At 65.4% G+C, this 1,076-nt stretch carries 2 protein-coding genes and 1 pseudogene; all 3 read right to left on the bottom strand.

Annotated elements, in window-relative coordinates:
• Positions 1 to 367, bottom strand: a pseudogene (locus EOC06_RS37675) (conjugal transfer protein TraG); the annotation flags it as partial.
• Positions 354 to 569: a type IV conjugative transfer system coupling protein TraD gene (gene traD, locus EOC06_RS37670; RefSeq protein WP_164895829.1), complete on the bottom strand. Its 216-nt coding sequence runs from the start codon at positions 567 to 569 to the stop codon at positions 354 to 356. The pseudogene EOC06_RS37675 and the gene traD, both read right to left, overlap by 14 nt.
• 4 nt (positions 570 to 573) lie before the next feature.
• Positions 574 to 870, bottom strand: coding sequence for a conjugal transfer protein TraC (gene traC / locus EOC06_RS37665; RefSeq protein WP_095482583.1), 297 nt, complete (start codon positions 868 to 870; stop codon positions 574 to 576).
• Between the last annotated feature and the right edge of the window lie 206 nt (positions 871 to 1,076).

Here is a 1,076-nt window from a genome sequence, read left to right as displayed (position 1 = left end):
CGCCGCTCGTCGTCGCCGGGTCCGCATATGCGAAGACGGACCGGCCCGCTGGGACATTGCCGGCAATACCTGCAAGGCGGACCGCCTCACGCATCAATGCGATCAGGATCGTCGCCACGCTGCCCGCAACCACGCCCCATCCCGCCGCCTTGATGTTCGCCGCGCCGCTGGCCGCGAACAGGAAGATCACGCCGATCGCGGCCGCCGTCACATAGGGCAAAGTGAGACCGATGCGTCCGAGCATCAGCTTTGCCTGAGCGGTCTTGCCGAAGGCTGCGAGCCAGTGCTCGATGCCCGGCATGAGGATGGTCACCCCGACCATCATCATCGCCGGGATCAGGGCGAGGGCGATCCTATTCGCCGTCACGGCCGAAGGCCTCCGCGCCGATTGCGGTCAGGCGCGAGCGCTCCGCATCGTCGCCGTTGATGCGTGCCGCCGCGTCGATCAGCAGGCCGAGCAGCAGCGCCCGCTTCTCGTAACGGAGACCAGCTTTCGCAATCAGGCCGCCCAGCTCGATCTTCTCGCGCGTATCCTTTTTTCGTGCGTCGGCCGCTTGGCTCCGGCGCATTCGCTCAAGCCTCGCTAGCGCTGCCCGCAGCCGCGCCAGTTGCGACCGTCGCGGGCGGAGCGCCTGCACTCCTGCCCTCACCGGTGTTTCTCTTTCCGGTCGCAGCTCCCTTGCCTCCGCGAAAGCGCCCGGCGATTTCCTCGAACGCCGCCTGAAGCGTGGCCTCCTCGATCTCGATCTCGCCGAGTCCGGCTTTCAACGCGATCCGGCCGATGCGCTCGGCCTCGCGCGTCTCGGCCTGCTTGAGCTGGTCCTGCAGGCGGGCGATTTCTTCACGTATCTTTGATGACGGCTTCTTCATTCCGGTCGCGTCTCCCAAAAGTCTTGTGGCGTTTGTTTCGCCGCAAGACTTTCTCAAAAGCACGTCCGGAGGAACGTGCAGATTTGCACGTCGGCAAGGCCGACACTTTGGAGGATCATCCGGCCGTTCCGAAGGAGCGGCATCCAAGGGCGCAATTATACGTCGCTGGCGCGACGTGTTGCGTTGAGGCCTGACACGGCCCGCCG

The organism is Mesorhizobium sp. M7A.F.Ca.MR.362.00.0.0 (genome assembly GCF_004023175.1).
Taxonomy (GTDB): domain Bacteria; phylum Pseudomonadota; class Alphaproteobacteria; order Rhizobiales; family Rhizobiaceae; genus Mesorhizobium.
Note: the sequence above shows the minus strand (reverse complement) of the source record. Positions and strands in the feature narration are given on the sequence as shown.